This window comes from Arthrobacter sp. PsM3, assembly GCF_030433895.1.
Taxonomy (GTDB): Bacteria; Actinomycetota; Actinomycetes; order Actinomycetales; family Micrococcaceae; genus Arthrobacter.
In genome coordinates this window covers 1-26,252 of the sequence record NZ_JARUXE010000045.1, presented here as the reverse complement: position 1 = coordinate 26,252, position 26,252 = coordinate 1, and the positions used below count along the sequence as shown (strand labels likewise).

The following is a 26,252-nucleotide window of genomic DNA, read 5'->3' as shown; positions in this document are numbered from 1 at the left end:
CCTTCATTTCGTTCGGCGACATTCAACAGACAGCAAGGTCAATACGAAGGAGACGCAACAGTGCGTGCAGTAATTCTTCCGGGGGACAAGAAGGTCCTCGTTGCCGACAGGGAACGTCCGGAGCCGGAGCCTCACGAAGTACTGGTGCGGACAATGGCCTCGGCTATCTGCCGAAGCGATATGAGCCTTTACTACGGCAACCCGATTGTCGGCGGCGAATCGGCCGATACGGGTGATGTGGTGCCCGGCCATGAGGCAGCAGGGGTCGTGGTGTCAGTCGGAAGTGCAGTCACAGGTGTTCAGGCGGGCGACCGCGTGGCGGCACACCTGGCCGTCGGGTGCGGCCACTGCGAATACTGCGGCCAGGGCTATTCGATGCTCTGCCCTGAATGGAAATGCTTCGGATTTGATTTCCCGGGCGGGGATGCGGAGTACTTCACCATTGCGGCCCGGAACGCCCTGCCGTTGCCGGCTCATTTCAGTTTCAAGGCCGGGGCGGTCATGACCGACATGATCGGTAGTCAGTACCACGTGCAGAAAAAGATGGGCGTCAGCGGCAACAAAACTGTTGCAGTAATTGGCCTGGGCCCGATGGGCTCGGCCGCCGTACTCGTTGCAAAAGCCTTCGGTGCCCGGGTGATCGCCGTCGACATCCTCGATGAGCGTTTGGAGCAGGCCCGCGCGCTGGGAGCAGACAGCGTCGTGAACAGCAAAGACGCTGACGCCGTTGACGCGATTCTGGGCTTGACCGGTGGCCGCGGTGTCGAAGTCGCCATTGATTGCTCCGGCAACCCCGCGGGCCAGAACACCGCTCTGGACTCGGCGGCGAAGTTGGGAAGCGTCGCTTTTGTTGGCGAATCCCGTGCCACGCAAATCAACCCCAGCGACCAGGTCATCCGCAAGCTCCTCACCGTGGTCGGCGGTTGGTACTTCCCCTTGGGCGAGTGGCAGGAGATCCTGCGCTTTGTCGATGACAACAAAGTGGACGTCGAAGCCATCATCAGTCACGAATATTCCCTGGAAGACGCCGAGCAGGCATTCGGAGCCTTCGATCGGCGCGAGACCGAAAAAGCCGTATTCGTCTGGAACTGACACCGCAAGCTTCAGCGTCGATATCTAAGAAAAGGACAAGCAGCATGTTCCGCTACACCGCAGAGATCCTCCCGTACCACGACATGTCACTCGAAGATGCAGTCAGAGACCTGGCGGACATCGGCTTCACTGAGGTGAATCTCTGGTCTTCGGCCGCGCCCTTGGCCCACCACGTCCACCCGGGCGATGACCCCGGAAAGATCCGCGAACTCCTGGCGAAGTACGGCATGAAGGCGTGCGGTCTCACGGTTTACGGAAAGAATCAGGACGAGATCCTGGAGCGGGTCCAGTTTGCGGCCGATCTGGGGATCGATACGGTCATTTTCGACTGCGAAGCCAACTACCCCGACTTTGTCGGGACCTTCCTGCCGCCGATAGTGGAAGCAGGCGCCAAGGCAGGCGTGCGCATCGCGGTTGAAAACCACCTCACGGTTCCCTTTTCGGCCGATTTCGAAGCGGGCGGCAACGAAGACAAACGGTGGGATGAAGGGGTGGACACGTTCGCCCAGATCAAGCGCCTCGTCCGCGACATCGACGATCCCTACCTGGGCGTTTGTCTGGCGCCCCCGCACATGTGGGTCATGCAGGAGACCATCAGCGAAGTCATCGCCTTCCTGACCGAGCGCAAGAGGCTCTACTACTACTACATCTGGGACGTGGACCGCTCCTACCGCCACGGCGTGGACGGACTGAATTTCGGTCCCGGCGAGAAGCAGCTCCCTTCACCGGAAGGGACGCTGGACCACCGGTTCCTGCTGTCAGAGCTTCAGCGCGCCGGCTACCAAGGAGCAGCCAGCATAAAGTGCCACGGAACCCACGGCTGGAGCCTGGAAAAGATTGGCCGGGAACTCAGGGCCTCCGACGCCTACGTGCGTAGTGCCTACAACGGCCTGACCAAGTAAGAGATCGGGACCGGTGTCGTGACACATGCCAGGTGGGGCCCGGTACTTCTGCACGGCGTCTGTCATCTTTGGTCTAATGATAGAAGGAACTCAAGCAACGGTAAGCCCGGTCATGAGGATTCAACTACAACCACCGCTCCCGCTGCCGCGCGGAGCCCTAGCAGTAAAGGGCCTTGATGACCTTGACGCGGACCTTGACCGACGGAGACGGCCAGTCTCCAAGCACGAGAGTCTTAAAGCATGCGCCCGGATTCGGTGCGAGCGAGCTCTTCCAGATACTGAGGGACGGCAGGCCGCGCACGCGTTCTGAACTGTCGGCAGCTACTGGCTTTGCACGCTCCACCATCACGTCGCGCATTGACGAACTGATGAAGACCGGTTTCATTGCCCCAGTCGGTGACGCGGCCTCCACCGGCGGCAGGCCGTCGGCCCTGGTGGCGTTCAACCCCACCGCGAGGGTGGTTGCGGCAGCGGATATCGGTGCAACCCACGGCACGGTGGCAATTATGGATCTCGCCGGAAATACCCTGAGCAAGGGCACTGAGGAGATCCAAATCGCTGCGGGACCCGAGCCGGTGCTCGAATGGCTCACGGCCACAATCGATTCACTGGTGGCAGGGCTGGGGCGGAAAAAGAGTGATGTCGTCGCTGTAGGCATCGGGCTTCCCGGTCCGGTGGAGCATTCTTCCGGGAAACCCTCGCAGCCGCCGATCATGCCGGGTTGGAACGGATTCGATGTTCCCCGCTATGTCCAGCGCAGCTACGACGTGGCTGTGCTAGTGGATAACGACGTCAACATCATGGCTCTCGGCGAGCGGGCCGTGGCGTGGCCGGAGTCCGACAACATGATTTTCGTCAAAGTCGCCACGGGCATCGGCTCCGGAATCATCAGCAGCGGACAGCTGCAGCGCGGTGCCGACGGCTCTGCAGGCGATGTTGGGCACATTGCAATCGGGCGGGCGGCAGGCATCGCCTGCCGGTGCGGCAATATCGGGTGCTTGGAAGCCATTGCCGGACGGCCGGCTATGGCGGCGGCTCTGAGGGCTGAGGGCGTAGAACTGGAGCGCGACAGTGACGTGGTTGCCCTGGTCCAGAAAGGAAACCTCCTGGCGAGCCAGACTGTTCGCCAGGCGGGCAGGGATATAGGTGAGGTCCTCAACATGTGCGTTAGCATCCTCAACCCGTCCGTTATTGTTATCGGCGGCTCGATGGCTGAAGCGAGTGAACAGCTCATCGCGGGGATGCGGGAAGTTGTCTATTCACGCTCCACCCCCTTGGCTACCCAGCACCTTTCAATCGTTCAAGCCCGCACCGGGGCCGACGCCGGGGTCATCGGGGCAGGAATCATGGCTATCGAACATGTTCTCGAGCCGGAAAACCTAGAGGCCTTGACTGCGACTTACTCAGCTTGACGTAATATCCGCTCTGGGTCTGCGGGAAACGACTTACAGACTCTGGTACTGACAGACTTTCCAGCCTTCCGTGGGTCAGCGACAAGTACGGCAAGCACAGGAGGCGTGGCGGGAGGCCAGCCTGACGCATTACGCACAGATTCAGGACCGGGAGACGTTCTTTAGCGACCTGGGGGAGCAGGCAGCGGAGCAGATCGATCAGATGCAGACGCAGCATTAGATGACGGCCAGTGGTGCACTCTATACACATGGAAGACATTCACCACTCGGCAGATACTCATCGTTGGTAGACGCCAGGCAGGAACTGAACAATGAGAGTGGGACTGCGGCTACAGGGAACCAACTGCCGGACCGTTGTACTGGACGGGCGCACTGCAGTTTCCTCCGCTCGGGAGGTGCACGCGGGCAGCTTGTCGGAAGCATTGGAGTCGTCCCTGTCCGGGCTCCGTCGGGAGTTCGGGTCAGGCATCACGGAGATCACTGCCGACGTCGGACGGGTCTTGGTGGAGCGGAAACTGGCCGACGTCGTCGCCATCCGTATTTCGCCCCGTCCCCCCGCGGACGAATTTCACATGACCGTGCTTCCAGCCCTTGTTCAGCCGGCAGTGACCCGGACCGTGCATGTCCGCGGGGGTCACGACCTGCGGGGTCGGACTCTGGCCCGGTTGGACCTGGAGGCGTTCCTGGCCGATCTACCCGGCATCCTTGCCGGGGACGTGCGGAACGTGGCGATCACTTCCGTCGGTTCGACAGCGTCAAAGGACCATGAAACGCGCATAGCTGATGCCATCCTAAGCAACGACAGAGACATGCGGATCAGTATTTCCAATGACTTCTATTCCAGCGTTTTCCGGGACCGCGACTACACGGCCATCCTTAACAGCGCCCTGATGGAGACGGGGGAAGAGCTGGCTGCCATGCTTGAGGAGGCAGGCCGGCGCCAGTTCCCGGCCACCCTCTTGTCGTTTGCAAAGAACGACGGCGGCCGCGCACCTCTGTCACGGCTGGCCTTGGCGCCTGTGCACGGGTTGCGCGCCGAGCCCGCGATGGGAATCCTTGGCGCGGCCACGTTGGCGGGAATCCCCGAGGGGGAAGTCATTCTCTGCATGGAGGCCGGGGTCAGCGTGGGCCACACCCGTGGAGGGCTGCCTGTCGCCAGAAGCCTCATTCGCCAAGGATTTGAGGCAAGCCTCGCCAGCAACGCCGCCATTCTGGAGCCGTACACCGTCCACCATCCGGTTCGCACCGACGTCCCCTCCGTGATTGCCGACCTCCGCGAGTGGCAGGAGAGTGCGCTGCCCTTCGGGCTGGTGCCCACTCTGCCGGCGCTGCAGGACGCCGCGCTGGTAGGATCTGCCGTGGCCCCGCTGACGGCGTGGATCGACAGGCTCGAGACCGTCAGTGGCCGGGTTGACCTGCAACGCGTTCAGAACCTCGCCGAAGAGGACGCCCACTCAGCGGCGGTCCAGTTGGGCGCCAGCCCCGGGCAGACCCACATCATTGAATCGAACGTCTTTGCCATGCCCTACGGCAACCCCGGAATCGTTCGAATCCGGGTCCAGGCGGCAGGAGAAACGTCCGCCGACGAGGAACACGTGCTGCCCGCAGCCGCGCGGGGAATCAACCCATGAGCACCGTACTCACTACCGAGGACGTCCGGAACCTCAGAACAGGTGCCCACTTCCTGGCTTGCACCATCGACCCGACGGCCATCTACGTCTACGCAGAGATGATCCAGCGGGGGATGGAGGATCGGTCATTGGAACTCATCACCGTCGACGAGCTTGCTCCCGATGATCTGGTGGTGGCGGTCGGAATGGTAACGCAGGGCCTTTTCATCGCCGATATGCCTCCCGTGGGCGATGAGTTCCTCGGCTGCATCAGTGCCATCGAGGCCAGTCTCGGCCGGAGGGTGAGGGCGATCTATTCGCTCGCCGCCGCCAACATCAACGGAATCGTCCCCCTCATGGTTGGGCTGCAGTCCTCGCTGCCCGTCATCGATTCCGACCCCATGGGCCGCGTTTTCCCCTTGATCAGCCAGACAACTCTGAACATTGGAAATGTGGCGATCGGCCCTATCGCGCTCATGGGGGTAACCGGGGAACGGGCGGTGGTCGAGGTCGAAAGCCCGCAGCGGGCCGAGACGCTGGTGCGTGCGCTGGTGACCGAACTCGGCGGCTGGGCTGCCACCGCCATGTATCCGTGTTCCGCACAACAGCTGAGGGAGCATGGCGTTCATGGCTCCATCAGCCGGATGATCCGGATCGGGCAAATCCTCGACGCGAGCACCTCGGTTGATAGAAAGCTGTTGTTGCTCGCCGATCTCCTCGGCGCCACGCGCATCGCCCGGGCCCGCGTGAGCCACATCGAAAGCCTTTCCCGGCCCACCGACCTCGGCTTGCCGGCGCAGCCGTCCAGCGTAACGCTCGAAGACGAAACCACCGGACGCATCGTCCGTCTTGAAATCCAGAATGAGATCCTGCTGGTCCTCGTGGATGGCGCGGTAACAGCAGCCGTCCCGGACATGGTGACGCTACTTAATTCCGAGCAGGGCACGGTGGTCAACCTCGAGGACGTCCAGGTGGGCGACGTCATCGACATCGTGAAGTTCTCGGCAGCGGCGCAGTGGTATTCGGAGGCGGGGCTTGATCTTACCGAGCCCAAGGCCTTCGGCATTCCGATTGTGCACCCAAGGCGGCGACATGCGTAGATCGAAAAATGAAACCCGGCTCGATGTTGTCGCGCTATTGGCGCACGGTTCCCTCCGTGGTGCCACGCCGCTATATCTCACTCCATCCAGCGGGTTGATAGAAAGTGTTGTCCTCGTCTCCCAGCTTGAGGCGATCCGGCAGGTGCGGCCCAATACTGTGGTGGTCCTCTCCTCAGAGATGGGATCAGGGGGTTGGCTGGTGTCCGCGGCGCTGCGCCATGCGTGGGAGCGGCGGGCTAGCGCCGTCGTCGTGGCCGGCAGCGTCTATGCAAGCGCGGCGGTCGGACTGGCGGAGCGGTTGGGCATCACGCTGCTGGCCACTGACGGGGAGCCTGCAGCGCTTGCCTTGGCGCTGGCGGCCGAGATCGGCGCTGCCCTGTCTGTGGTCGATGCGGAACTGGCCAGGGTCGCCCGGACAGTCGCAAAGGACACCACACTCGGTGATGTCCTCAAGACGATTTCCAGGGAACTGGACGGGGTCGGAGTTTCGCTGGAGTACGACGGCGTGGTTCTGGCCTCCGCCGGGCTGGCTCCACGGGAGACTGACGAAGTCATCACCGTGGAAGTCGGCGGGGCCAATAGCGTCGTCCGTGGTACCCTCACGGCCCGCGCGCCCACTTCCGGCGTCCACAACCTGCGGCTGGTGCGCTCAATCCTTGAGGTGGCCACCCCCGCGGTGAAGGCTGCCTGGTTGTTGGAGGAGGTACTTAGTACTGCCCGGGCCGTTCCCACAGCGGCGATCGCCGGGTTGGATCAGGACCCTGCCGCGTCGGGCGCGGAGTTCGAGGAAAAACACCGGCATCTGCTGACCCAGTTGGGCTGGCGCGAAGGGGAGCCGTACATGGCCGTGTGGTTCAGCAGCGGGCAGGTGCAGGACCATCGGCCCGAGCTGACGGCCGTGTTGCGCCTGCTCTGGCGCAAGGTCACAGTACGCAGCCCCTTGGCTGAGGTTCAAGGCGGTTGGCTGACGCTCGTACCGGCCGGGGATCAGGACGCCTCGACCCAGCTCGAAAGCCGAATCAGGACACGTCTGGGGCCTGCTCTTGCCGAGCTTGGCCTGGTGGCGGGACTGTCCCGATGGCAGGAGGATGCCCCGGCGCTGGCGTTGATCGTGCGTGAGGCGCGGCTGGCTGCACAATCCGCCCGGTCAACGGGGTCCGGCACGGTTCTCGGCTTCGCCAGCCTCGGGGTGGTCGCGGCCACGACCTTCGTCGACATGGACGCCGTCGCGCTCGTGGCAGAACTCTCACTGCCGCGACTGATGACCTCCCCTGACCGCGACGTGATTATTACCGCAGTGGCCGCCTTCCTCGATCACCGCGGCTCAGTCAGCCTCGCCGCGAAATCCCTCAACCTGCACCGGAACACCCTGCAGGCCCGGCTTAACCGGGCACGGGATCTCGGTGTCCCGCTTGATATCCCCGCTGAGCTGCTGTCCGTCCACCTCATCATCAAAGTGCTGCGGCGATCTGTGACAGGCAAAACGACCTCCGAAGACCCCCTCGAAAACCAGAAAGGACTCCCTGAGTTCCCGGTCTGATTCCTTCAATGATTGGGCCGAGGATTTCTGGCTTCGGCCAGCGCTTAAACTGCCCCTATCGAACGCCGGGCACGAGCACGGCGCGCGTCTCCATCCGTCAGCAGTCCGTGACGGCGTGGTCCATGCCGGAGCCCAACCCTGGTCCGTGCCCGCCGGACTGTTCCACGGACACGGATCCAGGCCCGGCAGGGCTAACTTATTTGGACGACGATCTTCCCTGACTGTTCGTTCGACTCCATGTAGCGGTAGGCATCAAGCACTTGGTCGAAAGCAAAGACCCTGTCGACTCTGGGCCGCAGGGCCCCGGAGCTAATCCGCTCGAGGATGAAGTTGACACCTCGCCGCCGCTCATCGGCCCGTCCGACATGGTTGAACATTGAGTACGGGTGGAAAACCGATTGAGTTCTGCACATTGCCGCCATGGGGATAACGGGCTGCGAGTCGCTCAGCGTTCCGTAGCCGAAAATGACGGAGTTGGGCGCGAGGTGATCGACGTAGGTGCCGAGGGACTCTCCTCCGACAGGATCGAAAGCGACCCGCACGCCTTTGCCATCGGTGGTTCGGTCGATGACCTCGCCGAGGTCATCGACCCCCGCGAGGGCTACTGCGTTTGCGCCGGCCTCGAGGAGGAGCGATCGCTTCTTCTCCGACCGTGTCGTCGCGACCACCTTCGCCCCCAGTGCGCGTGCGATCTCGATGGCGCCAAGCCCGGCCGAACTGGCGGCGGCAGTGACGAGCACTGTGTCTTCGCATCCGAGATTGGCTACCTCCGCGAAGGCGAAGTATGAAGTGAGATATTGCATCCAAACAGAGCAAGCCTGGGCATCCGAAAGTTCCGGTGGAGCAAGGGTTAGGTAGTCTGCCGGGAGGACGGCTGTTGTTCCCTGCACGCCGTCGGTTGCGGTGAAGAAGGGAATGCTCGTGACGCGGTCGCCGATGGTTAAGGCGGTGACGTTCTCGCCGACCTCGGTGACGGTACCCACTGCCTCGGACCCAATGCGCGAGGGGAACACCGGGATGGTGTAATGCTCTCCGTGGATGAACATCAGATCTGCCCGGTTGAGTGCGAAAGCTGCGACGTTGATGCGGACATCGTTTGCCGCGACTTGACGTGGAGAAGCAGCTTCGACGGCCAGCACTTCGGGGCCGCCTAATTTGCGGAAGACAACCGCGGATTCCGGCCTGCTCATCGCTGGACCAGCGAGAGGTTGGGCTTGAGGGGGGACAGCAGTCCGATTTGGACATGGTAAGCGTGGGTCATCGTGGGGTTGATACATAGGCTCCGTCTGGACATCGCCTTACCTCCGTTTATGCGTGGTGCTAAATGCCACGTTTGATTTTGATTGGGTTAGCCGGCGCTGATGCCGCCGGGTTATGGGAAGGATGCGGTTACCCGTCCCGCATTGCTGGTGACCCGCAAGGGTTCCCTCGCCTGCCTCGATCACGGGATGTCAAGGCAAGCGAGGGTATCGGGGTAACCTCCGGCCAAAGATGCCGTAGGGGTGGAGGGGCTCTGTGACGCGCAAGCAGTCGGCGTGACGAGCGGTGCAATGTATTTACGAGGACACCGTGGTCATTGACACCATGTGCTTTGGCTCGAGAGCCGGGAAGAACCGTTGGCGTTCTTGGACCGTGGGCCCGTCGTAGCCCAGGCGCTTGCTGTGCGTCCAACCGAACCGACGGACCGAGTCGACGAGCTGCTCGGCGTGTTTGAGCGGGGCCACGGTCGCATCGATCACGGGTACGCCAATTTCCTCTTGAACCGTTCGGAAGAACCCGAATTCGGCCGTGCAGCCGAGGATGACGACGTCTGCGCCGTCCTGCTCCACGGCCTTGCGGGCTTCGCTCATGATCCGCTCTTCCGTGAGTGCGGGATTCTCCTGGAAGTCATCGACGCCCATCTCAAGCACCCGCCACGAGGCAAGGCGCTCTGATGCGCCGCAACGGTGGATGTTCTCGGCCATCTCGGGAATCCACTTCTTCCGTCCGACGAGGATGGAGAATCGCTCGCCCAGACTGCCGGCGATGCTCAGCGCCGAGTGCGCCGGGCCTACAACCACCATGCGGTCGGTGATTTCGCGTGCCGCCCGCAGCGCCGGGTCGTAAAAGCAACCGATGACGGTGGCGTCGTAGCCTTCTTCTTCCGCCCACCGCACGGTGCGCAACAGCTGCGGAAGCATGAGAGCCTCGAAAGCGTTGTATTCAACGTGGGAGGGGCCCTCTCCGTCAAGGGAAACGACATCAACTTCGGTGCCGGGACGGACTATCTGGCGAAAGGAATCCGCCATCGCTCGATTGTACACATCGGTGTAGAGCGGGTTGATCCACAGGATTCGGACGTTCTCCGAGAGATCGTAGAGATTGTCGGTGGGGGTGTTCATTCCAATTCACTTCCTTCGGTTTCGGGCAAGAACAGGCCGAGGATGACCGTGACAAACAAGAACATGTTGATAAACAGAATTGTCGAGGTGACTCCGGCGGCGGAGGCTAGGAGGAACCCGACAAGACTCGGTGCGACCGTATTTGCGACGCGCTGACCGAAGATCCCGAACCCGTAACCTGAGCCACGAAGGGCCGAGGGATAGAGCTCGCCCATCCACGTGTCCCAGACACCCCAGGCTCCCAGCGCGAAGAAGGCCAGAGAGAACATGCCGACATACATCTCGGTCTCGGTTGAGGCTGTCGCGAAGAAGAAACCGCCGCCGGCGGCAGCGAGGACGTAGATCGTGAATATCCATTTGCGGCCAAAGCGTCCGGTCAGGTAGGAGGCCGTCATGTATCCGGGGATCATGAGGACCGCGCTCAGGGCAATGAAGGAAAAGCTTGATGAGGCGCTCAGTCCTCGCCCTTCAAGCAATGTCGGCATCCACGATTGAAGTCCCCAGTAGCCCCAAGAGAAGGTGAAGTTGATGAGGACCTGAATGACCGTGATCCGGCCCATCCTCCCCCTGAAGAGGCCCCAGATGGACTGCTTCTCGCCCTCCGACACGGTGAAAATGGTGCCACGGGAAATGCCGCGTGCTCCCAGACGGTCGAGGACATCGTGCGCCTCTTCATTCCGCCCCCGCCTCGCGAGCCAGTACGGGGATTCCGGAACGACCTTGTACAGAACGATGCCCCACAGGCTGGCAAGTGCGCTAACAGCAATGACCCAGCGCCAGCCGTGCCCGCCGATCAGAGCAGCGGTGCCGAGGGCGGCCAGAATACCAATCGGCCACCCTGCGGCAAGATAGACCGTGGCCTTTCCGCGGACCTTAACCGGGAGCAGCTCTTCAAAATAGGGGAAAGTCACAGTGAAGACACCGGAGAACAACAGCCCGGAGAGGAAGCGAGCCACCGAGAGGGTCTCAAAGTTCGGTGCGAAGCAACTCAGGAGCGTGAAGACGCCATAACCGGCGAAGCTCCATGCACACGTGGCTTTGCGCCCGATCCGGTCAGAGACGGGCCCCCAAATTAGTGACCCGGGGATCATGCCCAGGAAGAGCGCCGAGATGGCTATTCCTACCTGCGTCATGCCGACCTGCAGGCTAGTAGCCAGATCACCAGCCACGTAAGTGAGCATGAGCATTTCCCAGGCTTCGATTGCGAAAGCGAAGAAGAGGACCGCGCAGATTTTAAAGTGGATGGACCCGAAAGGCATGTCGCGGAACGCGTGCCCGACGGCCATGGAGCGAGGCGGGCTCGCCGTCCCGGGCGCTTGCCCTGAAATGAGTGGGTCGATACTGGACATGTCTTGACCTCCGATATTTTGGACAGGATAAGAAGTACACGCAGCGTTTCTGTGCACGGAGAACAGTCCGGATATCAAGGAATTCAATGAATTCACCTCGGAGCAGCTCACCCAAGCCTCCACTCGGGGTAGCTCGCCCTAGCCTCCCGCCGAGTGATTGCACTCACACTACAAACGGAGAGCGCTCAGATAGTGTTCACTTTGCACTTTTCTGAATCGCCTGTTTGGGCGTAAAGCACTGCTCTTCTAGATGCGCACCCTCTGCCCAGGTCAAAGAGACTTTGTTTTGGGGACATTGGGCAGGCTCTATCCGCCGTTGCTGCTAGGCCTTTCGGACTGGCGCCAGGCGTCCGAGAGGAATCGCCAAAGGGGCGCCAGCCACGGTTCGTTCCAGCACTTGTGCCTGCCCGGCCAGAATGGCCCGGGCTACTTAACCCACCCGGAAGCGTCTTCGTTGTCGCCCGCGAGAGGGACAAGCGCCGATTCAGTAAACTCACGCCGATGGCGCCGAGCCACCGGCCTCGACAGTGCTGGTGCCCGCACACACTGTTATGCACTCTGCCCGTACGGCTGTAGCCGAATCATGCAGTATGCCCACCATCTTGGTTGGCCCCGTATGTACCGTGATCTCCCACACACGAAGTTCCATTCCAAGACCATGAGGAGATACACATGCCGAACTACAGGGTGTCGATGGATATCGGCGGAACCTTTACTGACATCGTGGCGTACGACCAGGCCGCCGGAACCTACGCGGCTACGAAAGCGTCCACGACGCCGGGGAACCTGAGCGCCGGAGTCATCGCAGGCCTCGAATCGATAGTTGATGATCTATCGGACATCGATTTCCTGGTCCACGGCACCACCCAGGGCCTTAATGCGTTCCTAGAACGTCGTGGGGTTCCCGTGCTACTGCTGGCCACGGCCGGCATCGAAGATACCTATCACATCGCCCGCGGACCCCGGCTTGAGCTCTACAATGCTCAGTACCGCAAGCCTGCCCCGCTGATCGAGCGCAAGGACGTCATCGGCGTCGGTGGCAGACTGGACAGTCAAGGCCAGGAACTCGCGCCTTTGGACGAACTGGCAGTCCGCCACGCAGCGCGCCGGGCAGTGGAGGAGGGCTACGGCGCCGTCGCCGTTGCGTTCCTGTTTAGCTACAAGAACCCCTCGCACGAACTCAGGGCCCGCGAAATCCTGCTCGAGGAACTCGGGGAAGAGTTCACAGTCTCCCTTTCGCACGAAGCAGCCAAGGAATGGCGCGAATACGAGCGCACGTCCTCCGCCGTCGTCGAGGCCTACACGGGGCCGGTCGTACGCAACTACCTCCTGGACTTAGAAGAGAAACTCGGTGACCGGGGAGTGGAAGCCCCGCTGCACATTATGCAGTCCTCCGGCGGCGTGCTTACCGCCGAGTCCGCCCGTAAGCGTCCGCTGCAGACACTGCTTTCCGGCCCGGTCGGCGGTGCCATGGGCGATGTCGAACTGGCCGGTGTCTCGGGAAACCGCAACCTCATCGGTGTGGACATGGGCGGCACATCCTTTGACGTTTCCTTGGTGGTCGACGGCAAGCCGGACGTCTCCACGGAGGCCCACCTTGAAGGTCTGCCGATGCTCATGAGCGTCGTGAACATCCACACCGTCGGCGCTGGCGGCGGCTCCGTCGCGTGGCTCGAAGCCGGAGGCCTCCGGGTCGGGCCGCGTTCCGCGGGAGCAACCCCCGGACCGGCTTGCTACGGCCGCGGCGGGACGGAACCCACAGTCACTGATGCCAACCTGGTGCTCGGCCGTGTCGACCCCGACTGGTTCGCCGGCGGACAGGTCGCCTTGGATCGTGAAGCCGCGATCACAGCCCTGAAAACAGTTGGTGATCAGCTCGGCCTGGACCCCATCGCCATGGCCGAAGGCATCTGCGACGTCGCCAACTCCCAAATGGCCCAGGCGATCCGGACCATCACCATCTCCCGCGGCATCGAACCCCGCGACTTCGCCCTCGTGGCCTTTGGCGGTGCCGGCCCCATGCACGCCGTGTTCCTGGCCAAGGAACTCGGGATCCCGGAAACGGTCGTTCCCCGCTTCCCCGGCGCTTTCTCCGCCTGGGGCATGCTGCAGACGAACATCCGCAAGGACTTTTCCGAACCGTACTTCTACCTCGACGAAGACATCGACGTGGCCGACATGGCCGGCATCCTGCGCTCCATGGAAGCCGAAGGCCTGTCGTCCCTGATCTCGGAAGGGGTCCCGGAGGAAAGCCGCGCCACCACGGCGTCTGTGGACGTCCGCTACCAGTCGCAGGAGTTCTCCCTGAACGTTCCGCTGACGTCCGCTGAGGAACCCGAGTCTCCGGACTTCGTCGCCAACCTCGCTGTCCGTTTCTCCGGGATGTACCACGAGCGCTACGGCCACTCCAATCTTGGCGCCCCGATCGAAATCGTCACGCTGCGCACGCAGGCCGTGGGCGACCTGGGGCGGCTGGAAGCTCCGAGTTACGTAACCGCACAGGGCCCGGAGTTCAAGCACGAAATCCGCCGCGTGGTCTTTGACCACGTCGAACACGACACCACCGTGGTCCGCCGTGACGACCTCGGCGCCGGCCACACATTCGAAGGACCCGCCATCATCGTGGAGCAGACCGCCACCACCGTGGTGCCCCCCGGGTTCAACGTCAAGGTCGACGAGTTCGGCTCCCTGGTCATCCGCTCTGAAGACGTCGAAGGAAACTGAGGTACAAAAAATGACAATTACAGCAGTCAAAACCCTGGACCCCGTCACCGTGGAAATCATCCGCAATGCGCTCACCAGCGCCGCGGATGACATGAACGCCACCCTGATCCGCTCCGCTTACTCACCCATCCTCTACGAGGGCGGGGACTGCGTCGTGGCCCTCCTGGACACCGAGCACCGCGTGCTCGGACAGTCCGCCGGTCTGCCGCTGTTCCTAGGCAACCTGGAAACCTGTTCCATCGCCGTGGAGGAGATGTACGGCCGCACGGTCTGGCAGGAAGGGGACATCTGGATTCTCAACGACTCATACCTGGGCGGCACCCACCTGAACGATGTGACGATTTTTGCTCCGATCTTCGACGAAGGCGCGGTGGTCGGATTCGCGGCCACCCGTGCTCACTGGATGGACATGGGGTCCAAGGATGTCGGCGGTTCGATGGACTCGACGGACATTTTTCAAGAGGGCTTCAGGATGGGGCCGGTCAAGCTGGTCGAAGCCGGAGTTGAGACTTCTGTTGTGGACCTGATCCGGACCAACGTGCGCTTCCCCTACCAGACCATCGGTGACATGCACGCGATGATCGCCGCCCTCCGGATGGGGACCACCCGGATGAAGGAGCTCGTGGGCCGGTACGGGATGGAGCAGCTGGATGCCGCCCGGGATGAGATCTTCCGCCAAACGGAGGAAATCGAGCGTGCGACTGTCCGCAACATCCCGGACGGGGTTTACGAAGCCGAGGGCTTCCTGGACAACGACGGCATCAATCTGGACACTCCCATTCCGATCAAGCTGCGGATCACCGTAGCCGGCGACACCGTTGACTTCGACGTCACCGGCTCGGCGGACCAGACCACGGGTCCGGTCAACTGCGGCGCCGCCCAGGCCGTCTCGGCACTTCGCGTGGGCTACAAACTCCTCGTCAGCCCGGAGTCCAACTCCAATGGCGGATCCTTCCGGCCAATGACCACCCAGGTACGGTCCGGCTCAGTGCTCGGCGCCGTAACGCCAGCCCCGTGCCAGTGGTACTTCTCCCACCTTGGGCTGCTGATCGACCTCGTCTCCAAGGCAATGGCCCCGGCCATGCCCGAACGCGTCGCCAGCGCCAGCCACGGTGACTCAATGATCATCACCGCCGCCGGGTTCGATGCCCGCTTCGGCCGGAACTTCGTCACCATGGAAGCCACTCTGGGCGGCTGGGGTGCCTGGCAGGGCACGGATGGCGAATCCGCCATGATCAACAACGTCAACGGCTCCCTCAAGGACCTGCCCATCGAGATGCTGGAGACCCGCTACCCGTTCCGGATCAACGAGTACTCGATCCGCCCCAACTCCGGCGGCCCCGGGCAGTACCGCGGCGGCAACGGCGTGGTCCGCGAATACGAATTCCTGGCCGACTGCGTCGTCGGACTCTGGTTCGAACGGTCAAAGACCCCCGCCTGGGGGCTCTTCGGCGGATCAGACGCCCAGGGCCCCGAAGTTGTGATCAACCCCGGCCGCAGCGATGAGGTCCGCACCCTGAAGGCGAACGCCCACAAGGTCAAGGCCGGCGACGTCGTCCGCCTCGCCGTGGGAGGCGGCGGCGGCTTCGGAGAGGTCTCCAAGCGCTCCCGCGAGGACATCACATACGACATCGTCAACGGTTTCATCACCGAGGACTTCGCCAAGACGCACTACGGCTACTAATCACCGCCAGCGGATGGGTTCCCATCAAGAAAAGAAAGGACTCCATGAGTTCCCAATTTGAATCCTTCGACGACGTGTACGCTCACGCCCAGGAAGCAGTCGGTGTCACGCTCTTTACGGCCTCCGTCATTGCCGATAGTGGCGCCAGCATGGCCCGCGTCTATACTACCCATCCCGATGTCTATCCGGTGGGCGGAAAGAAGGCCCTCGCCGGGGACACGAACCCGGTGTGGCTGGAACAGGTGCTCAATGGACAGCAGCCGTTCCTGGGGGCGGATAAGGAAGCAGTCCGCGCATTCTTCTTTGATTCGGCAACCATCGAGTCACTGGACTGCGGGGCCATCGTTAACGTTCCGGTCGTGAGCAACGGCCAGACTATCGGATCCATGAACTTCCTCGCACCTGAGGGCAGCTACGACCAAAGTTCGGTGGACGCAGCCGTGGACGTCGCACGGCGGTCTGTCCATCTGCTCGAAGAAGCCCTTACCACCGCCAACTAGTTCCTCCGCGGGCGGGCACTAATTGGGGGCCCGCCCGCGGGGGACAACAGGAAGGAACCGCACGTGACCACTCCGGGAAGCCTGACAATACGGAACGCCCTAATCTTCGACGGTGAATCACCTGACCTGATTGAGGGCTCTATCAGCATCCGGGATGGCCGGATCACCGCCACAGGGCGGGAGGTGGAAGAGACCGGTGTCGTCCTTGACGCCGGCGGCCGAACCGTGATTCCAGGACTTATCGATGCGCATTTTCATGCTTACGCCCTCAGCCTGACGTCCGCCAGGAACGAGACGGGCCCACTGAGCTATTCCGCACTTGCCGGGGCACGCCGCCTCGCGGCAGCACTGCTCCGCGGCTTCACTGCGGTTCGTGACGTTGCCGGTGGGGACGTTGGCCTTGCCAGCGCCATCGAGGAGGGTCTGTACCCCGGTCCACGCTACTTCTTCACCGGCCCGGCGCTAAGCCAGACAGGCGGCCACGGCGATATCCGGGCCGCGAACCACGGAGGATGCTTCCATGGCGGGCACATGTGCGAAGTGGTGGACGGCGCCGATAATCTGCTGCGGGCCGTGCGTCACCGATTCCGCACAGGTGCGTCCGCCATAAAGCTAATGACCTCCGGAGGGGTCGTTTCACCGGTCGATCCGATTTGGGTTCCGCAGTACAGCGCAGCGGAAATCCGCGTCGTAACGGAGGAGGCTTCCCGCCGGGGCAGCTACGCCACGGCTCACGCATATTCGCCCGAGGCCATTCGCCATTCAGTACTTAACGGGGTTCGTTGCATCGAACACGGCAACCTGCTGGATGCCGAAACAGCCCAACTAATGGCGGACCACGACGTCTATCTAGTCCCCACCCTGGTGACCTACGAAGCCATGGAACGACGCGGCAAGGAAGTCGGACTCACTAAAGTGGGAGCGGCCAAGAACCGGGAAGTGTTAGAGGCAGGGAGGAACGCCGTGGCACTGGCCCGAGCCGCCGGGGTCCGAATTGGGTTCGGAACAGACCTCATGGGTGACTTGGAGGATGAGCAACTGGCCGGACTCCGCCTGCAGTGTGAAGTGCTTGGTGTGTACGGCGCACTCCGGTCGGCAACATCAACCAACGCCGCCCTGCTTCGGCGCGGTGACCTTGGACGCATCACCCGAGGGTCCTGCGCTGACTTGGTGATGCTAGACGGGAATCCCTTCCATGACCCCTCGATCCTCTGGGACGAAAGCAAGACGCGTACCGTCATCAAGGACGGGCAGATCATCTCCCACGGTGCCCTTCGGGGCGCAGCGGACTTCCCGGTAAACGTTCCGGTTGTCTGAGAAGCCGGAAGTGGACTCGCGCGTGCCCGGGCACCGACACAGACAAGCTGGAAGTAGTCGCTCTGTGCTAACAGCGGTTTGTTTTCGGTCAGATCCGTTCTAAACCCTTCCGGTCTGGGCCGGGGGGCCAAGGCTGTGCACAAAGCACCTTCTCGCATCGAGTAAGCGCCCCGATAGACCTGAATGAGCCAGAAAACGAGAGGCATGTAATGTCCGCACTCGCTGACCCCATCGACATCCACGTCAGCAGCCACTCCGTTCTTGACGAGCGGTTAGAAGTAGCTGTAAGCCAACTTCAGGGGGTTGCCATGCTTAGTAAGTCGCACGGGATCCTGGTAACACGCCACGGGCCCGGCCACTACACAGCGTCTTTGTCGGACAGAGTTCCCTTCGGAATGACCCGCGAACTCCTTCACTGAACCCGTCGAGTCCCGGAGGATAAGCCATGGGAGTGGAAGGAAGGACACCGCTGCCGGAAGTAATGGACGAATGGAACCTGCTGGTGGGGCGCACAATCGAAATTCGGCGCGACGGCCGGCACGTTCGCACTGCCGAAGTCGAAGCCGCTACATCGGATTCTTCGATCATGTGGCTTCGCTTTGATGGCAATCACTTGCGAAAGTTGATTGCCAAGACCGACGGGTACGATATTCGCCATATTGACTGAAAGAACCCGGCTGAAGCCGGCTGGGTTCGTGCCGGTCCACTTAGCTACTGCTGCGCGGCATTTCTGTATCCTCGCTAATGGAATGGACGCCTCGCAACAGTGAGTAGGTCGCGCTCGGCGTAGCGTACTGCGCGGGAGTTCGTGTGCGTGCAAGTTTCAGCGATCTCGCTTCCCACCGAATAGACCTTGCAGCGGAATAGTATCCGATCAAGAACGGCGCTGTCCTTTCGTCAGCCGTTGTCTGAGCTAGGGGCGTTGCCTCTCGACCGCGTTTGTCCCACAGCCTGTGGGACAAATTGTCGGTGCCGTGCCCTTTCTTCGTGGCTCGCAGACGGACCTGTCGGAGGCATGGGTTCCAAGTCGGCGTCGAGGCGAGCGTCCGGGGGAGTGGTTTTCAAAAGCCGACGAATGCAAAGGCAGCTGGGGAGTCAGGTCGTACATCTCCTTAGGACCTCGCCGACCGACGCCTGACCTGCCAAGAGGTGAGAAGCACCCGGTCAACCGTCCACTCGTCCCCCTGGCATGTCTTGACCGTTCGAGCGCCTTAGGGCTGGAACCCGGTTCGAGTCCCACCTCGGGCACAGTGTTTTCCCTGCTGAGGGGACGCTGCGAATGCGACGGCATCGGCCTTGAACTCCGTAGGCGACGTAGTGCAGGACGTCGTCTTCCCAGATGGACGTGACCAGGACGTGGGAGCTGCCGATATCAAACAGCTGCGGGCATTCCCACATGGTGCCGGTCCAGACGGGATCTGTCTCCGTGCCGGACCGCTGCGCGGCGATGCCGTCCAGGGTCCACTGGGAAAGGTCCGGGGAGCTGTAGGAAACTGCGGCGGCGGTGCGGCCCTCCAGCCCGGCGCCCACGAACATGCGCCACTGCCCGCCGTCGCGGAAAACAAAGGGGTCGCGGTAGGCGACCTCGCCCAGGTCCGGCGCGGTCGTCAACTTCCCGCCCTTGGTCCACGAATCCCAGGAGTCATCGTTCGGGGTGGCGGACCGGACGGTGCCGATGTCGAGGTCCGGCTCGGTGACCGAGGTGTAGAAACATGGTGGCGGCTCCATCGGCGTCCGTCACGATGGAACCCGACCAGACGCCGTCGTCGCCGTCCCCGGGGGCGACGGCATCGCCCTGTTCCGTCCACGCAATCATGTCCGGGGAGGTGGCGTGCCCCCAGTGGCAGTTCGAGGCCTAGGTGGTGCGGTCCGGGACGTACTGGTAGAAGAGGTGGTACTGGCCGTCCTTCCAGGTCACGCCGAGGGGATCGTTGATCCAACCCTCGGTGGCTGTGAAGTGCAAGGCGGGGCGGGGTTCCTGCGCGTTCATGCTGATCCTTCTGTGCTGTCTGCTGGACGCTATTTGCGGCCAGGAACCTTTGCCGGATTTCCCGTGCCTGCTCGGCATTGGCTTCTTCCCAAACGTCGATTTCTGCTCTGCGTTCGTTCCGGACGGCGTCGCGTGCTTCGGTGAACCGCTTCATCCGCTCGGCGGCGGCGTTGCGGGCGGCCTAATCGTATTTTCACGGCTCGGCCACGGAGAAGGCCACGGCATTGTCAAAAGTTGCAGGTAAGAAAGAAAGAGCGGGCTGGCTTCGTATCCTCCTCCGTGGGGCACAATTTGGCCCCGGGCCCCCCGAAATCCATGACGGCAGAGTCACTCAGAAGCAACCGAGTCCTGTGGGACGCATCAGATATCGAGACACAAGGGAAAACGGCGCGAAGAGTGGATGATATGCCTGCGAGATCTTGTCCGGCCCGTTCACAGCTCGGTTAGTTTCCTTAGTTCGGCGACTTGAATCCGCAGGAGTTCCGGGTTCTCCTGCGGATCACTAAGCGAGAGGCCAGTAAGTTCCCTGACGGCACGGCGCATGGCTTGCAGGCTCGTGAATCCGCCGGCGCCCGCTATGTCCGTCAGAGAGCGTTTCCAATCGGTTGCTTCGGCGAGGAGCTCGAGGGCTTCCAAGGTCCGCAGGGCGCGGATGTGTTGGCTGACCTGGAGCCTTTCGTCTTCGAAGAGGTAGTAGAGGGCTCGGCGTGAAAGAAATGAGTAGGCCACGACCTCGTCAACAGTGAGGGCAGGGTTCCTGAAGTTCTTGCGCACGAATTTCTTGATCGCTGCGATGCGGGCCAGTCTCAGATCGCCGGGATCGGCCGTGGTTTCGAGCAAGGAACTGACCAGGGCCGTCATCATCGACCAGACGACCGGTTGGAGACGCTGCATCTCCTGCGCTATGACCGTCCGCTGCCAGCCAGACAAGGCTGGAAGAATCAGCCCACGCATAATGGGGTTTTCTCTGATGTCGGCCAACCCCTGCAGCCGATTAACTGCTCTGTCGTCCAAGCCCAGCAGGCCTCGATCGAAATGGATCCGCACCGCGCTAAAGCCGGCTGGCGCATGGAAGTTGCCAGGCAAGGAAAGATCAAAGGACCTGACTGTTCCGGGAGAGACAGACTCGGAGCGTCCCGCGAAGCTGAACTTGTCACACGAAGTCCTGAAATAGACGAGCCAGTCGCTGGGCTTCGTATCCGCGTTCCAGTAGCAACTGGCGGGTTCATTCGTGACATCAACAAGGCTGAACCCGGGACCGTCGAGGCTCAGGGCGGTTGGACTGAAACCCGGTCGCACTAGCTTTTCTGTTTTTTCCAGCCGAACGGGAGCGTCAATGGCGCTGCCGTACCAGCTCCGCCAATGTTCGAATTTTTCTTCGGGGCTCAGCCCGGCCGGAACAGTGTAGCGTCTGATCTGGTCCTGCGATGACCCGCCCGGACCGCCGGCAACGACGCTGTCGGGAGGAATATATTCCATGGGGTTGGGACCTTCTGGCTAAACCGAGATTCAATATGCCCCGTCGCTCCAAGAGCAAGAGCGATCGTGTTGTACGGGTTGTCGATCGTCATTAGATTCTACCCGGGGCCGGTCACCGGGTACGCACTGGCGCTCAGCAGACTTGCGCTGTGCTGGCCAACAGATCTGTTGTCCGCTGAGGCTAGGTGGAGCCGACAGCAAACGGTCCACTGGTTCCACGGCCAGTCCGGCGTCCACGGCTCGAAGTCGCGGGAGACCCTGTCCTGGAACTGGCCAACACCAGATTCTCTGTCACAGCGGGTGCGCCGCTTGCGTACACTGCCTCCTTAGGCCGGCGAGCAGCAAGTCAGTGGCACCGGGACACCGGGTTCTGACAGTGATGACCCCAGGTCGAAGTAGGTGGATGCTCCCTAGAAGGGCGTCGCCTATGTCCCGACCTGCCTGTCGCAGGGCACGGACTGCAGCTGCATCGGTCCGCCGGACAGCGCCGCTGATCGCGTCCGCTTCTTCCTTGGAGTCCGACGACACCGGCCAACGACCCGCTGCCGAGCTTCATCGCCGCCGGGCACCGCGGTGAAGGCGACGGTGGGAGTAACGAAACAAGGATAGGCTGGGCCGCCTCCGGCAATGCCGGATTATTCGCCTTCGTCGACCGACTGGCGACGATGACGTTCCCGTTGGCCGTACGCCGCCCGAAGAATATCGTCCTTTGACTCGAATCCCGAGCCCAACGCGCCGCCGATGAGCGCCGCCGATGTCGTCATCCAGGCAACTTCAGCAAAGTCCCAAACGTTGACCGGATGTTGCAGGGTCTGCGCCAATAAGGAATCGTCGATAGTGAATGCCGCGGCCAGCAGCACGGCCACGAACAGCAGGACGTAGCTGATCACGACGCCAATCATCAACGACCACACTGTAGAGGTGTTGTATAAGGAAGCCTTGTATCGTTCGAGGGGATCGTCGCGCCGGGGGCTTTCCCACAGATCGTGTTGGGTGATGATCCAGAACACCATCGAACTGATCGACAGGACCATCAGCAACGTCAGCCTGAGCGCCCCCAGCAGGTCTGCAAGTTGCCAGATTGTGTTCGTGACTAGCGCGAAGGCGCCTGTGGCGATCGCGGCGGCCATTGCGCTTTTCAGTCCGAAGACCAGCCGCCAAGGACGGTTCGCCCGCAGCATGCCCGCCAGCAACCGTCCGCGGCCGAGGCGGGTCGCTGAGACGTAGCGGAACCCAATCGGCCCGTCGTCAAGAACAGCGGTCTCGATGCGCCGCGATTGGTGCAGCGAGGGCGGACCGAATTCACCGGCGTCATCCTCGGGATCGAAGTGGCGGTGCATCGCCCAGCCGAGGTCGGCGACGGCAGTGCGGATCCGGCGGTCGATGTCGACGGCGCCGAGCGCCGGCAAGGAAACCAGGGAGATCGGCTCCCCAAGCGCAACTTCCGCGACCACAGTCCGGCCCTCGAAACGAATCGGAAGATCGGTCAGGCAGACCACGACATCCCATGCGCGCCGGATCCGGTGCTTCGCCATGGAGTCCAGCATCGGTGCCAACCCATTGCCAGCCGTAAAATCCTGGTACTCGATCACCACGGACCAGTCGTGGCGCTCATCGGCAAGGTTGAGCAGATGGACCACTTCGCGGCCGTTGCGCTCGGCAAACTCGGCCGTGACCTCCGGTTCGGCGAGCACGCCGAGGGTGCGGGCACTGATGCGGGTTACGTCGCCCGAACTTTCCGGCACGCCCGGCCTCCTATGGTTCGGTGTCCATAACCAGCGAACTGGATGTCACCGTCGCCATGGTCACAGGTTCCCGATGCCTGACTCCGTGGGTGTGCTCCGGGCCGCCGCGGTTCGTATCCCTTCCCGTGCCCACAGGGTCAAGGTCTACCGGCAGCGGCCTCAACAAAGGGTTCCTCTGCCCGCCATGGATGTCGCATTGCCCCGCCCATCCGGAAACTGCGGCGAGGCGCCCCGACGGGAGTCGGCGAGGTTCGGAACGCCTCCGAAGGAGGCCAGGGTCCGGGCGGTCTCCACGAACTCGCGTGCCAGCTCGTCATTGACGTCAGTGCGCCATGCAATCGACAGCGGCGAGGGCGGGACGTCTCTGACCGGGATGAAAGACAGCCCCGGACGGTCATAGAAACGCTGGGTGGAGGCTTGAGTGAACGCAATTCCCCGCTCACCCATGATGGCTTCGAAACACTCGTCGACGGTGGCTACCTGAGTGCCCAGACGGACCGGCTGTCCGCCGCGGGCCTGGGTTGCGAGCCAGAAATCCCGCCATTTGTCCGGAGCCTTGCGGGCGACGAAAGGCTCATCAACGACCTGTTCCACCGAGACCTCGGACAGCCCGGCAAAGCGGGAACTGCTGGCGACTACGAGGACCCGCGGCTCAATAAACAGTGTCTCCATGGCGAGCCAGTCAGCCGCCGGCAGCGGAGGCCGCACAAACGCCACGTCAGCGCTTCCGTCGGCAAGCCCGGCAGTAGGGTCGGCGAAATCGAAGGACCTCATCTGGACGTGGATTTCCGGATGGTTGTTCTTGAACGCGGCAAGGATCCGCGGCGTCAGTTCAGCAGCTGCGTTGGCCTGAAAGCCGACTATCAGGGTGCCCCGCACACCGCTGGCAGCCTCCCGGGTCAACGAAACGGCGCGCTCCGCGGCGGACATAAGGCGTTTTGCTTCACCCAGCAGGACATCACCTGCGCTGGTCAGGGAGACGCTGCGGCTGGTCCGGATCAGCAGGGGAGTGCCCAGCGAGTGTTCAAGCTTCCGTATTTGGACGCTGAGGGATGGCTGGGCGATGTGAAGTCGGGCAGCGGCTCGCCCGAAATGCAGCTCTTCCGCAACGGCGACGAAGTACTGCAGGACGCGCAGGTCAAGCTGTGGCTGCTGCATCGTTCAACTCTAAGCTCCGCCGCAACCGGGGTCCAATAGTTTCAGGCTATCGGTGGATAGGGGACAGGTATTGGACCGTTCGTGGCAACGGGGGCTGCAATGGAAGCAGCGAAGGGTTGCCATCGGAGACAGCCGCAAAGGCACTCCAGAAACCCCGCTTTCGAGGCTCGGACAGAGTAGCCCGGCCCTCCGCGAGACCAATGAGAGGAACAACGAAATGACGGTCGCAACACGTGCCCCTTCTGTAGACGCCTGGGTTCAGAGCTTCACCGAGGCCAACAACCAGGACCCGGAAATCCGGGCCCACGGAAAGTACTTCACCTGCTCCTACCTGCTGGACATGGAGGCGCACACCTTTGTTGTCCGGGTGGTGTCGGGCACCATCGCCCAGATTTCCGTGGACCCGGGACCCATCGAGGTGCCCTACCAGTTCGCCATCCGGGCCAGCGCCCACACCTGGAGTGAATTCGGTAAGCCCGTCCCGGCTCCCATGTACCACGGCATCTGGGCCGCCACTTTCCAGCGCGACATGAAGCTGGAGGGCGATGTCCTGGTTCTGATGCAGAACCTGCGCTGCCTCACCCGCCAGATCGAGCTGCTGCGCTCCACCGGCGCACCCGTCTAGACCATAGGAGTTCCTGACATGAGCAAAATTTCCCCCGTCACCGGCCACTACGTCACAGTCGACGTGGACGGCCTCGAATACAAGGTTTTCTACCTCGAAAACGGCCAGGGCCAGCCCCTGGTCTGCCAGCACACAGCCGGAGCCCACAACCACCAGTGGCGTGGCCTGCTGGAGGACCCGGAGATCACCGCCAGCTACCGCGTCATCGCCTACGACCTCCCCCGCCACGGCAAATCAGACCCGCCTGAAAACACTCAGTGGTGGACCGAGGAGTACCAGCTCAGTGCGGACCACTTCGCCAACTTCATCGTTGCCCTCGTCGATGCACTGGAACTGGTTGATCCCATTTTCATGGGATCCTCCTTCGGCGGGAACATAGCGCTGCAGCTCGCCCACCGCTTCCCGGAGAGGTTCGACGCCGTCATCCCCGTGGAGGGGGCGGACTACTCACCGGGGTTCTACCTCGACTGGTGGCAGCACCCCCACGCCAACGCCGCGCAGGTGTGCGGCAGCGGCACCTGGGACCTCATGGCCCCGCAATCGCCGGAGGCGGACCGCTGGAAGACGTGGTTCTACTACACTCAGGGTTCCGAGGCGTTCAAGGGTGACCTGTACTTTTACTCGGTGGACCACGATCTGCGCGGCAAACTGGGCGAAATCCAGACGAACAAATGCGCGGTGGTCCTGATGACCGGCGAGTACGACTACCTCACCACCCCTGAAGACGGAGCCCGCACCGCCAGCCAGATCCCGGGCGCCGAGTTCATCGAGATGAAGGCCATCGGGCACTTCCCAATGAGCGAGAACTACCCGGTCTTCAAGGGATACCTCGTTCAGGCTCTGGACCTGATCCGTACCAAGACCAGCGTCCGAGCCTAGCCGGTTCTCACCTCAGGCGTCGGTGCCGACCCTGGAGGGTCGGCACCGACGCCACCCCAATGGCGAAAGACACACAGAAGATCTAATCCCTCATGCCGTGCCTCTGGCAGCCGAACCGCACCAAACTGCTGAAGGTCGGGCTGCACACCGCTACGACTTCCTTCAAACCCCTTGGAGACATAACGATGTCAACAAACGCCCAGCGTGAAGCCGCCCTGCTGGCCTCCGTGCCGACGGGCCTGCTGATCGGCGGCCAGTGGCGTCCGGCCGCGTCCGGCAAGACCTTCGACGTGGAGGACCCCTCCACGGGCAAGGTCCTGCTGAGCATCGCCGACGCCGGACCCGAGGACGGGGCCGCTGCCCTGGACGCGGCGGCCGCTGCGCAGGAGTCCTGGGCCAAGGTTCCTGCGCGGGAGCGCGGGGAGATCCTGCGCCGGGCCTTCGAGCTCGTCACCGCACGGGCCGAGGACTTCGCGCTGCTGATGACCCTGGAAATGGGCAAGCCGCTGGCCGAGGCCCGGGGTGAGGTCACCTACGGCGCGGAGTTCCTGCGCTGGTTCTCCGAGGAGGCCGTCCGGGCTTTCGGCCGCTACTCGGTGTCCCCGGACGGGAAGTCCCGGCTGCTGGTGACGAAGAAGCCGGTGGGCCCGTGCCTGCTGATCACGCCGTGGAACTTCCCGCTGGCCATGGCGACCCGCAAGGTCGCCCCCGCCGTCGCCGCGGGCTGCACCATGGTGTTGAAGTCCGCGAACCTGACGCCGCTGA

At 62.5% G+C, this 26,252-nt stretch carries 22 protein-coding genes and 1 pseudogene; 15 read left to right on the top strand and 8 right to left on the bottom strand.

Annotated elements, in window-relative coordinates:
• The first annotated feature begins 60 nt into the window (after positions 1 to 60).
• The 6 genes from QCD75_RS18710 to QCD75_RS18685 all read left to right on the top strand — a co-directional run bounded on the left by QCD75_RS18710 (position 61) and on the right by QCD75_RS18685 (position 7,656).
• Positions 61 to 1,092 carry a zinc-binding dehydrogenase gene (locus tag QCD75_RS18710; RefSeq protein WP_301230932.1) on the top strand — a complete coding sequence of 344 codons (1,032 nt, stop codon included), beginning with the start codon at positions 61 to 63 and terminating at the stop codon, positions 1,090 to 1,092.
• A 44-nt stretch (positions 1,093 to 1,136) separates the two neighbouring features.
• Entirely contained in the window at positions 1,137 to 1,994 is an 858-nt protein-coding gene (locus QCD75_RS18705) for a sugar phosphate isomerase/epimerase family protein (RefSeq protein ID WP_301230931.1), read from the top strand.
• Between the two features lie 194 nt (positions 1,995 to 2,188).
• Positions 2,189 to 3,406: an ROK family transcriptional regulator gene (locus QCD75_RS18700; protein ID WP_301230930.1), complete on the top strand. Its 1,218-nt coding sequence runs from the start codon at positions 2,189 to 2,191 to the stop codon at positions 3,404 to 3,406.
• 410 nt (positions 3,407 to 3,816) lie between these two features.
• Positions 3,817 to 5,037: a hydantoinase/oxoprolinase N-terminal domain-containing protein gene (locus QCD75_RS18695; RefSeq protein ID WP_301230929.1), complete on the top strand. Its 1,221-nt coding sequence runs from the start codon at positions 3,817 to 3,819 to the stop codon at positions 5,035 to 5,037.
• A complete protein-coding gene (locus QCD75_RS18690) occupies positions 5,034 to 6,116 on the top strand; it encodes a DUF917 domain-containing protein (protein WP_301230928.1) in 1,083 nt (360 codons plus the stop codon). Before QCD75_RS18695 ends, QCD75_RS18690 begins: the two co-directional genes overlap by 4 nt.
• Complete coding sequence (locus QCD75_RS18685) at positions 6,109 to 7,656, top strand: helix-turn-helix domain-containing protein (protein ID WP_301230927.1); 1,548 nt, start codon at positions 6,109 to 6,111, stop codon at positions 7,654 to 7,656. Before QCD75_RS18690 ends, QCD75_RS18685 begins: the two co-directional genes overlap by 8 nt.
• A 191-nt stretch (positions 7,657 to 7,847) precedes the next feature.
• Here the strand turns inward: QCD75_RS18685 and QCD75_RS18680 are convergent, their stop codons facing one another.
• The 3 genes from QCD75_RS18680 to QCD75_RS18670 form a co-directional block, all read right to left on the bottom strand.
• The gene (locus tag QCD75_RS18680; protein WP_301230926.1) at positions 7,848 to 8,795 is read right to left on the bottom strand and encodes a zinc-binding dehydrogenase; all 948 of its coding nucleotides are present in this window, start codon (positions 8,793 to 8,795) and stop codon (positions 7,848 to 7,850) included.
• A 417-nt stretch (positions 8,796 to 9,212) separates the two neighbouring features.
• Positions 9,213 to 10,037, bottom strand: coding sequence for an aspartate/glutamate racemase family protein (locus tag QCD75_RS18675; protein ID WP_301230925.1), 825 nt, complete (start codon positions 10,035 to 10,037; stop codon positions 9,213 to 9,215).
• Complete coding sequence (locus QCD75_RS18670; protein WP_301230924.1) at positions 10,034 to 11,386, bottom strand: MFS transporter; 1,353 nt, start codon at positions 11,384 to 11,386, stop codon at positions 10,034 to 10,036. Before QCD75_RS18670 ends, QCD75_RS18675 begins: the two co-directional genes overlap by 4 nt.
• 672 nt (positions 11,387 to 12,058) lie before the next feature.
• On the opposite strand from QCD75_RS18670, the gene QCD75_RS18665 reads away from it, so the two are divergent.
• From QCD75_RS18665 to QCD75_RS18640, 5 genes are all read left to right on the top strand, one after another.
• A complete protein-coding gene (locus QCD75_RS18665) occupies positions 12,059 to 14,110 on the top strand; it encodes a hydantoinase/oxoprolinase family protein (RefSeq protein WP_301230923.1) in 2,052 nt (683 codons plus the stop codon).
• Positions 14,111 to 14,120: 10 nt separating this feature from the next.
• Positions 14,121 to 15,794, top strand: coding sequence for a hydantoinase B/oxoprolinase family protein (locus QCD75_RS18660; protein ID WP_301230922.1), 1,674 nt, complete (start codon positions 14,121 to 14,123; stop codon positions 15,792 to 15,794).
• 44 nt (positions 15,795 to 15,838) lie between these two features.
• A complete protein-coding gene (locus QCD75_RS18655; protein WP_301230921.1) occupies positions 15,839 to 16,294 on the top strand; it encodes a GAF domain-containing protein in 456 nt (151 codons plus the stop codon).
• 63 nt (positions 16,295 to 16,357) lie between these two features.
• Positions 16,358 to 17,611 (top strand): metal-dependent hydrolase family protein, encoded by a 1,254-nt coding sequence (locus QCD75_RS18650; RefSeq protein WP_301230920.1) that lies wholly within the window; start codon positions 16,358 to 16,360, stop codon positions 17,609 to 17,611.
• A gap of 445 nt (positions 17,612 to 18,056) precedes the next feature.
• Entirely contained in the window at positions 18,057 to 18,278 is a 222-nt protein-coding gene (locus tag QCD75_RS18640; RefSeq protein ID WP_301230918.1) for a hypothetical protein, read from the top strand.
• Positions 18,279 to 18,775: 497 nt separating this feature from the next.
• On the opposite strand, the gene QCD75_RS18635 is transcribed toward QCD75_RS18640, so the two are convergent.
• Positions 18,776 to 19,339 carry a glycoside hydrolase family 32 protein gene (locus tag QCD75_RS18635; RefSeq protein ID WP_301230917.1) on the bottom strand — a complete coding sequence of 188 codons (564 nt, stop codon included), beginning with the start codon at positions 19,337 to 19,339 and terminating at the stop codon, positions 18,776 to 18,778.
• A pseudogene (locus QCD75_RS18630) lies at positions 19,254 to 19,601 on the bottom strand (hypothetical protein). Before QCD75_RS18630 ends, QCD75_RS18635 begins: the two are co-directional and overlap by 86 nt.
• On the opposite strand from QCD75_RS18630, the gene QCD75_RS18625 reads away from it, so the two are divergent.
• Complete coding sequence (locus tag QCD75_RS18625; protein WP_301230916.1) at positions 19,600 to 19,845, top strand: hypothetical protein; 246 nt, start codon at positions 19,600 to 19,602, stop codon at positions 19,843 to 19,845. The pseudogene QCD75_RS18630 and the gene QCD75_RS18625 sit on opposite strands and share 2 nt — an antisense overlap.
• Positions 19,846 to 20,033: 188 nt before the next feature.
• Here the strand turns inward: QCD75_RS18625 and QCD75_RS18620 are convergent, their stop codons facing one another.
• The 3 genes from QCD75_RS18620 to QCD75_RS18610 all read right to left on the bottom strand — a co-directional run bounded on the left by QCD75_RS18620 (position 20,034) and on the right by QCD75_RS18610 (position 23,983).
• Complete coding sequence (locus tag QCD75_RS18620; protein ID WP_301230915.1) at positions 20,034 to 21,080, bottom strand: helix-turn-helix domain-containing protein; 1,047 nt, start codon at positions 21,078 to 21,080, stop codon at positions 20,034 to 20,036.
• Between the two features lie 635 nt (positions 21,081 to 21,715).
• Positions 21,716 to 22,825 (bottom strand): hypothetical protein, encoded by a 1,110-nt coding sequence (locus QCD75_RS18615; RefSeq protein ID WP_301230914.1) that lies wholly within the window; start codon positions 22,823 to 22,825, stop codon positions 21,716 to 21,718.
• A 159-nt stretch (positions 22,826 to 22,984) separates the two neighbouring features.
• Entirely contained in the window at positions 22,985 to 23,983 is a 999-nt protein-coding gene (locus QCD75_RS18610) for a LysR family transcriptional regulator (protein ID WP_301230913.1), read from the bottom strand.
• A gap of 217 nt (positions 23,984 to 24,200) precedes the next feature.
• Here QCD75_RS18610 and QCD75_RS18605 point away from each other — a divergent pair, with 217 nt between their 5' ends.
• The 3 genes from QCD75_RS18605 to QCD75_RS18595 all read left to right on the top strand — a co-directional run.
• Positions 24,201 to 24,608 carry a hypothetical protein gene (locus tag QCD75_RS18605; RefSeq protein ID WP_301230912.1) on the top strand — a complete coding sequence of 136 codons (408 nt, stop codon included), beginning with the start codon at positions 24,201 to 24,203 and terminating at the stop codon, positions 24,606 to 24,608.
• Between the two features lie 18 nt (positions 24,609 to 24,626).
• Positions 24,627 to 25,487 carry an alpha/beta fold hydrolase gene (locus tag QCD75_RS18600; protein WP_301230911.1) on the top strand — a complete coding sequence of 287 codons (861 nt, stop codon included), beginning with the start codon at positions 24,627 to 24,629 and terminating at the stop codon, positions 25,485 to 25,487.
• Positions 25,488 to 25,672: 185 nt separating this feature from the next.
• Positions 25,673 to 26,252, top strand: a 580-nt coding sequence (locus QCD75_RS18595) for an aldehyde dehydrogenase family protein (RefSeq protein ID WP_301230910.1), incomplete at its 3' end; no start/stop codon positions are given.